Source organism: Pseudomonas sp. 05T35, assembly GCF_056396605.1.
On record NZ_JBFTLU010000006.1, the window covers coordinates 21342 to 29643 of the forward strand.

Genomic DNA, 8302 nt, shown 5'->3' on the forward strand with positions numbered 1-8302 from the left:
CGATGTTTTCCTGAATTTACCGATGGTGAGTGTCGCCAGCCGGTCGCTGAAAGTGGCGGACCTGGATCTGGAAACCATTACGTAAGCCTACATAGAGGCTTTCCCCGGGAACGAGTCCCGCAGCGGTGGCCCAACGGGCCAAATCGTCCTGTTCAAACCCCAACCAAAGATCACCGCAGGCCTCCCTGGCCCAACTTTGGTTGTGGCTACATAACTCTGTCACTAACAGGCTACCGCCTGGTTGCAGCAAACCGGCCATGTGCTTGAGTGCATCGGCTGGCGCGGCGAAATGGTGCAAGACCATGTTCAGTACAACGCAATCGGCCTCAAGGCTTACGCCATCCAATGCATCGGCCAATTGCAGGCTGACGTTAGCCAGCTTTTCACGTTCGCAGACCTGACGCGCCAGTTCGAGCATCGCCGGGCTGTTGTCGAGCGCCGTGACCTGACTGAATCGGCGCGCCAGTTCCGGCAAAAAACTGCCGTCGCCGGGACCGACTTCAATCGCAGTGGCGCCTTCGCTGAAGCTCAGCTTGTCGAGCAGGGCCAGCACGCTTTCGCGGTACTGCGCCAAGCCGGCGATCAAGTCTTGCTGGGCGCGAAACTTTTCCGCAACCCGTGAGAAAAAGTCCTGGCTGGCAGCGGCTCGTTGCCCATGGACCTGGCTGATCCGCGCCTGCACGTCGCTGGGCAGGGTCAGGTTGTCCACTTCGTCGAGCAGTGCCGCGTGCAGCTTGCCGCCCAGCAATTCGGTGTGGGGCAGGGCGCGACGGTAAAAAATCGCGTTGCCTTCACGGCGGGTTGCTACCAGATCGGCCTGGGCCAGCACCTTCAAGTGGTGGCTCATGCCCGATTGGCCGGTGGCGAAGATTTGCGCCAACTCCAGCACGCCGAATGAATCGTTGGCCAGTGCGCGTAAAACGTTCAGCCGCAACGGATCGCCGCCGGCCTTGCACAAGGCCGCCAGCTCATCGCAATCGTCGTGGCGAATGGAAGGCACGCGTAAATTCATAAGGCCAGCAGTCTAGTGATCCGCCGAAATACCCGCAAGGTCAATATCAAAAAGTTTTGATATTGCTCGATGGGTGGCACTTCTTGGGCTGCGCTTTACTCTACAAACGAAGCGCGGAAAGGTTTCACCAGACGAATCCGCATTTATCCACAGGAAAAACGCCCCGGATCGACTATCTGTCATTGCCCCGAGGCGTCCGGGTGAGGGAAAATGCTCGCCTTTTTTCCGTTTCATTCTATTCACTCTCGATTCAGAATCCGCAGGAGAACAGCGATGCCCAGCCGTCGTGAGCGTGCCAACGCCATTCGTGCCCTCAGCATGGATGCCGTGCAAAAAGCCAACAGCGGCCATCCCGGTGCCCCTATGGGTATGGCGGATATCGCCGAAGTGCTTTGGCGTGACTACCTCAAGCACAACCCGAGCAATCCATCGTTTGCCGACCGCGACCGGTTCATCCTGTCCAACGGTCACGGCTCGATGTTGCTTTATTCGTTGCTGCACCTGACCGGCTACGACCTGTCGATCGATGACCTGAAAAACTTCCGCCAACTGCACAGCCGCACCCCCGGCCACCCGGAACTCGGCTACACCCCGGGTGTTGAAACCACCACTGGCCCATTGGGTCAGGGCCTGGCCAACGCCGTGGGTTTTGCCCTGGCAGAAAAAGTCCTGGCAGCGCAGTTCAACCGTCCAGGTCACAACGTTGTCGATCACCACACCTACGTGTTCCTGGGTGATGGCTGCATGATGGAAGGCATTTCCCACGAAGTCAGTTCCCTGGCCGGTACCCTGGGCCTGGGCAAGCTGATCGCCTTCTACGATGACAACGGCATCTCCATCGACGGCGAAGTCGAAGGCTGGTTCACCGATGACACTCCAAAGCGTTTCGAAGCCTACAACTGGCAAGTGATCCGCAACGTTGACGGTCACGACCCGGAAGAGATCAAGATCGCGATCGAGACTGCACGCAAAAGCGCGCAACCGACGCTGATCTGCTGCAAAACCACCATCGGCTTCGGTTCGCCGAACAAGCAAGGCAAGGAAGATTGCCAYGGTGCCCCACTGGGTGACGCGGAAATCGCCTTGACCCGCACTGCGCTGAAGTGGAACTACGGCCCTTTCGAAATCCCGGCCGACATTTATGCCGAGTGGGATGCCAAGGAAGCCGGTCGCGCTGTCGAAGCCGAGTGGGATCAGCGTTTTGCTGCCTACTCCGCGGAATTCCCGGAGCTGGCCAACGAGCTGGTCCGCCGTCTGAGCGGTGAGCTGCCAGAAGACTTCGCTGAAAAAGCCTCGGCCTACATCGCTGAAGTCGCAGCCAAGGGCGAAACCATCGCCAGCCGTAAAGCCAGCCAGAACGCCCTGAACGCGTTCGGCCCGTTGCTGCCGGAAATSSTSGGCGGTTCGGCTGACCTGGCCGGTTCCAACCTGACCCTGTGGAAAGGTTGCAAAGGTGTCAGCGCTGAAGACGCCAGCGGCAACTACATGTACTACGGCGTTCGCGAGTTCGGCATGACTGCCATCATGAACGGCGTTGCCCTGCACGGTGGCCTGGTGCCTTACGGCGCAACTTTCCTGATGTTCATGGAATACGCCCGCAACGCAGTGCGCATGTCCGCCCTGATGAAGCAGCGTGTGATCCACGTCTACACCCACGACTCCATCGGTCTGGGCGAAGACGGTCCGACTCACCAGCCAATCGAACAACTGGCCAGCCTGCGCTGCACGCCGAACCTCGACACCTGGCGTCCAGCCGATGCCGTTGAATCGGCAGTGGCCTGGAAGAACGCCCTGGAGCGTAAAGACGGTCCTACGGCACTGATCTTCTCGCGTCAGAACCTGCAGCACCAAACCCGTGACGCGGTGCAGATCGAACTGATCAACCGTGGTGGTTATGTGCTCAAGGATTGCGCGGGTGAGCCTGAGCTGATCCTGATCTCCACCGGTTCGGAAGTCGGCCTGGCCGTTCAGGCCTACGACAAACTGACTGAGCAGGGCCGCAAGGTGCGCGTGGTTTCCATGCCATGCACCAGCGTGTTCGATGCTCAGGATGCCGGCTACAAGCAAGCGGTTCTGCCGTTGCAGGTCAGCGCCCGTATCGCCATCGAAGCCGCACACGCGGACTACTGGTACAAGTACGTGGGCCTGGAAGGCCGCGTCATCGGCATGACCACCTACGGCGAGTCGGCGCCTGCGCCTGCCTTGTTCGAAGAGTTCGGCTTCACCCTGGAAAACATCCTGGGTCAGGCTGAAGAGCTGCTGGAAGACTGATCCAGAAAATGTGTCGTCTGATCTGACGTCATCGCGAGCAGGCTCGCTCCCACAGGGTCGGTGAAGATCCTTGTGGGAGCGAGCCTGCTCGCGATAGCGTTGGTTCAGGCAACACCGGATTGAAGGGTGAGGGTTGACGGCGATTGTCTGCATATTAATGGCAACTGCGTGAAGGTCCTGCGCAGTGCCACCCCCGAAGGCATCGATTGGGCGTCTCTGGGTGTCGATCTGGTGCTTGAATGCTCCGGTGCTTACCACACGCGCGCAGACGGCCAGCGTTTCCTCGACGCGGGCGCCCCGCGGGTGCTGTTTTCCCAGCCGATGGCCAGCGAAGCGGATGTCGACGCCACCATCGTCTACGGTGTCAATCAGGAGTGCCTGACCGGCGATGAACTGCTGGTGTCCAACGCGTCCTGCACCACCAACTGCGGCGTGCCGCTGTTGCGGCTGCTGGATCAGGCCTTTGGCCTGGACTACGTGTCGATCACCACGATTCACTCGGCGATGAACGATCAGCCGGTCATCGACGCCTACCACCACGAAGACTTGCGCCGCACCCGTTCGGCGTTCCAGTCGGTGATTCCGGTGTCCACCGGCCTGGCGCGTGGTATCGAACGCTTGCTGCCGGAACTTGCCGGGCGAATTCAGGCCAAAGCTGTACGCGTGCCGACGGTCAACGTGTCGTGCCTCGACATCACGATGCAAACCGTCACTGACACCGATGCGACTGAAGTCAACCGGATCCTGCGCGAGGCTGCCACCTATGGCCCGCTCAAGGGGCTTTTGGCTTATACCGAGTTGCCTCATGCCAGTTGTGATTTCAACCATGACCCGCATTCGGCGATCGTCGATGCCAGTCAGACCCGCGTTTCCGGCCCAAGGCTGGTGAACGTGCTGGCCTGGTTCGACAACGAATGGGGTTTTGCCAACCGAATGCTCGATGTTGCAGGACACTATCTGCAAACCGCTATCAAGCTCTCTGTTTCTGAACTCTCTGCTTCTAAAAAAACTGCTCTCTAAAACAGCTATCCAGGAAATGCGACCCATGACCGTGTTGAAGATGACCGACCTCGATCTGCAAGGTAAGCGCGTATTGATCCGCGAAGACCTCAACGTCCCAGTCAAGGACGGTGTTGTCACCAGCGATGCGCGAATCCTGGCCTCGCTGCCGACCATCAAGCTGGCCTTGGAAAAAGGCGCGGCGGTGATGGTCTGCTCGCACCTGGGCCGTCCGACCGAAGGTGAATTCTCGGCCGAGAACAGCCTCAAGCCAGTCGCTGACTACCTGAGCAAGGCCTTGGGCCGTGAAGTGCCGCTGGTCTCCGACTATCTGGGCGGCGTTGACGTCAAGGCCGGCGACATCGTGCTGTTCGAGAACGTGCGCTTCAACAAGGGCGAGAAAAAGAACGCTGACGAACTGGCGAAGCAATACGCCGCCCTGTGCGACGTGTTCGTGATGGACGCCTTCGGCACCGCTCACCGTGCCGAGGGTTCGACCCACGGCGTGGCCAAGTTCGCCAAAGTCGCTGCGGCTGGCCCGTTGCTGGCTGCCGAACTGGACGCCCTGGGCAAAGCCCTGGGCGCCCCGGCCAAGCCAATGGCGGCCATCGTCGCCGGCTCCAAGGTCTCGACCAAACTCGACGTGCTGAACAGCCTGAGCCAGATCTGCGACCAACTGATCGTCGGTGGCGGTATCGCCAACACCTTCCTGGCCGCTGCCGGTCACCCGGTCGGCAAATCGCTGTACGAGCCAGACCTGCTGGACACCGCCCGTGCCATCGCTGCCAAAGTCAGCGTGCCGTTACCAGTCGATGTGGTGGTTGCCAAGGAATTCGCTGAAAGCGCGACCGCGACCGTCAAGCTGATCGCCGACGTAGCAGCAGACGACATGATCCTCGACATCGGCCCACAGACTGCGGCGCACTTCGCTGAACTGCTGAAGTCGTCGAAAACCATCCTGTGGAACGGCCCGGTCGGCGTATTCGAATTCGACCAGTTCGGTAACGGCACCAAAGTCCTGGCTCAGGCCATCGCAGACAGCTCGGCATTCTCCATCGCGGGCGGCGGCGACACCCTGGCAGCCATTGATAAGTATGGTGTTGCCGAGCAGATCTCCTACATTTCTACCGGCGGTGGCGCGTTCCTCGAGTTCGTCGAAGGCAAAGTGCTGCCGGCCGTTGAAGTCCTGGAAAGCCGGGCAAAGGCCTAAGGGTCATCCATTGGCCAGGCAAAGGAGTGTTTACATGGTCAAGATGTTAGCGACATTGTTCGCAGCGGGTGTACTGGCCGGCTGCGGGAGCACCCCGAAAGCCGCGCAGGAATCGGATACCGGCGCGCCGGACAAAGGCTGTTACCAGGCCGACTGGCAAGCCGAAACCAACCCGGTGCTCAACAAGCGTTCCGGGCCGGATGGCCTGGATAAATACGAGACACGGACCCCGGCCAAGGAACATGGTTGCCCTTGACCGGTCTGACTCACTGATACCCAGCGCAGTTGGCGTGTGCCGACTGCCGAGGAAAATGGATGAAAGGCTTGATAGCCGTGGGGTCGCTGGCGCTACTTGCCGGTTGCGCCACTATGAACCCGTTCGCGTCGTCGCCCGCGCCTGATGCGTGGACGACCTGGGTTTGCGACAGCCAGGCTCAAGTGCTCTGGCACTACACTGACAACAGCCACAAAGCTGTTGACGTGCGCCTGGGTGGTGACGATCAGGTGCACCGCTTGAAGCTKGAACCGGCAGGCAGTGGTTCGCTGTACAGCGATGACAAACTGGCGTTTCACGTCAAAGGTGAGGAAGGCCTGGTGTACTGGGTCGCCACCAACGATTTGATCGGCCGGGGCTGTAAAGCCAAGTAATTGATACACCACGGACCTAATGTGGGAGCGAGCCTGCTCGCGATGAGGGCGGCACATTTAACGATGATGTGACTGAGCTACCGCTATCGCGAGCAGGCTCGCTCCCACAAGTGGGTCTGTGCAAGTACTCGAGATTGATGCAACACCGAATTCGCAGGCCGGCCTAACCCCCGATCTGCATTAACTTGAATAGCAGCCGCCGCTACGGCAGGCTTGCACGATTAACGACCCTCAACCGGGAGAGACACACACCATGGCACTTATCAGCATGCGCCAGATGCTGGACCACGCAGCCGAGTTCGGCTACGGCGTTCCAGCCTTCAACGTCAACAACCTTGAGCAGATGCGCGCCATCATGGAAGCCGCTGACAAGACTGACTCCCCGGTGATCGTCCAGGCTTCGGCCGGCGCCCGTAAATACGCTGGCGCGCCATTCCTGCGTCACCTGATTCTGGCGGCGATCGAAGAATTCCCGCACATCCCGGTGTGCATGCACCAGGACCACGGCACCAGCCCTGACGTCTGCCAGCGTTCGATCCAACTGGGCTTCAGCTCGGTGATGATGGACGGCTCCCTCGGCGAAGACGGCAAGACCCCGACCGACTACGACTACAACGTCCGTGTCACCCAACAAACCGTAGCCATGGCTCACGCCTGCGGCGTATCGGTAGAAGGCGAGTTGGGCTGCCTGGGTTCGCTGGAAACCGGCATGGCCGGTGAAGAAGACGGTATCGGTGCAGAAGGCGTGCTCGATCACAGCCAAATGCTCACCGACCCGGAAGAAGCCGCTGACTTCGTCAAGCGCACCCAGGTCGACGCCCTGGCCATCGCCATCGGCACCAGCCACGGCGCTTACAAGTTCACCAAGCCACCCACCGGCGACGTACTGGCCATCGACCGCATCAAGGAAATCCACAAACGCATCCCGAACACCCACCTGGTGATGCACGGCTCTTCTTCGGTACCGCAAGAGTGGCTGGCGATCATCAACCAGTACGGCGGCGATATCAAAGAAACCTACGGCGTACCGGTTGAAGAAATCGTCGAAGGCATCAAGCACGGCGTGCGCAAGGTCAACATCGACACCGACCTGCGTCTGGCCTCCACCGGCGCAATGCGTCGCCTGATGGCCACCAACCCGAGCGAGTTCGATCCACGTAAATTCTTCGGCGCTACCGTAACAGCCATGCGCGACGTGTGCATTGCACGTTATGAAGCGTTCGGGACTGCCGGTAATGCTTCGAAGATCAAGCCGATCTCGTTGGAAGCGATGTTCCAGCGTTATTTGAAAGGTGAGTTGAACGCCAAGGTTAACTAAGACCTGAACGTTTAATTGCACGAATAAAAAACCCGCCGAGAGGCGGGTTTTTTATTGGGTGATCGCCATGGAGTAAGCCGGCTTTTTCCGTTGCTCTTACTGAATAAGTTTCCAGTTTTTGTAAAAGAATCGGCGCAAGGCGRACGCCACTCCTGCAAATGACGCGACGATGCCGTTCAGGATAAAAGAAGCCCAGGACGGGCGCAGTATGTCGAGAAACAGGCAGTAGCGCTTGGCGTCGTTCTTATTGAAGGAGGCGTGCAGCAGCGTGTCATCAAAGATGAACAGCGGATCATCGTGCCAGTAGTGTTTTTTCTTCCTGACTTGAATGTACACACCGTCATGATGAGCGGCGGGCATGATGTTGTAGAGCACGCGGTACATCATGCGCAATGGCCCGAAGTGAAAGGATGTCGACTGGTTTTCATTGAAAACCGATACGCCGATAGTCTTGATATAAGGCAGTTTCTTCTGAAGTGCGGGGATATTGAGTTCGGTATCGATCTTGCGGCCATACCATTGGAAGAACAACATGCCACGCTTTTTCTGGGCCATGCGCGCATCGAGGAACGCAATGATCTCTTCCTTGTGAGCCATCGCGGTTTCAATCACGTAGTTGATGTCTTGCTGATGGCTTTCGGGAAGCTCGCGCAACTTGTAAACATAACGGCTTGGCTTGGACAGCAGATCGAAAATGGTATTCAGGGGCGCGAGCAACCATGTATTGCGGCCGCCACCTATAAAATACTTTTTGATGATCTCGGTATCGAAGATGCCATTGCGCAGGAAGTCATAGATGCCGCAAACACAGAGCACAATAACAAACCAAAGAGCGGCTACCGGA

The 8302-nt window shown here is 58.7% G+C and carries 7 protein-coding genes and 1 pseudogene; 6 read left to right on the forward strand and 2 right to left on the reverse strand.

From position 1 onward, the window contains the following. Positions 1–16: 16 nt before the first annotated feature. On the reverse strand, positions 17–1012 hold the full coding sequence (locus tag AC1DH9_RS01010) for an ArsR/SmtB family transcription factor (protein WP_145014398.1): 996 nt from the start codon (positions 1010–1012) through the stop codon (positions 17–19). A gap of 273 nt (positions 1013–1285) precedes the next feature. On the opposite strand from AC1DH9_RS01010, the gene tkt reads away from it, so the two are divergent. From tkt to fba, 6 genes and pseudogenes are all read left to right on the forward strand, one after another. Beyond that, positions 1286–3283, forward strand: coding sequence for a transketolase (gene tkt / locus AC1DH9_RS01015; RefSeq protein ID WP_477807670.1), 1998 nt, complete (start codon positions 1286–1288; stop codon positions 3281–3283). A gap of 126 nt (positions 3284–3409) precedes the next feature. Beyond that, positions 3410–4303, forward strand: a pseudogene (locus AC1DH9_RS01020) (glyceraldehyde 3-phosphate dehydrogenase NAD-binding domain-containing protein); the annotation flags it as partial. Between the two features lie 25 nt (positions 4304–4328). Then, positions 4329–5492: a phosphoglycerate kinase gene (locus tag AC1DH9_RS01025; RefSeq protein WP_427545153.1), complete on the forward strand. Its 1164-nt coding sequence runs from the start codon at positions 4329–4331 to the stop codon at positions 5490–5492. A 34-nt stretch (positions 5493–5526) separates the two neighbouring features. Further along, positions 5527–5748 carry a hypothetical protein gene (locus AC1DH9_RS01030; RefSeq protein ID WP_427533408.1) on the forward strand — a complete coding sequence of 74 codons (222 nt, stop codon included), beginning with the start codon at positions 5527–5529 and terminating at the stop codon, positions 5746–5748. A 59-nt stretch (positions 5749–5807) separates the two neighbouring features. Continuing rightward, positions 5808–6140: an MliC family protein gene (locus AC1DH9_RS01035; RefSeq protein ID WP_442114412.1), complete on the forward strand. Its 333-nt coding sequence runs from the start codon at positions 5808–5810 to the stop codon at positions 6138–6140. Between the two features lie 253 nt (positions 6141–6393). After that, positions 6394–7458, forward strand: a complete 1065-nt coding sequence (gene fba, locus AC1DH9_RS01040) for a class II fructose-bisphosphate aldolase (RefSeq protein WP_019694035.1) — start codon at positions 6394–6396, stop codon at positions 7456–7458. A gap of 96 nt (positions 7459–7554) precedes the next feature. Here the strand turns inward: fba and AC1DH9_RS01045 are convergent. Next, the coding region (locus AC1DH9_RS01045) for an aspartyl/asparaginyl beta-hydroxylase domain-containing protein (RefSeq protein WP_477807671.1) at positions 7555–8302 on the reverse strand (748 nt) is incomplete at its 5' end.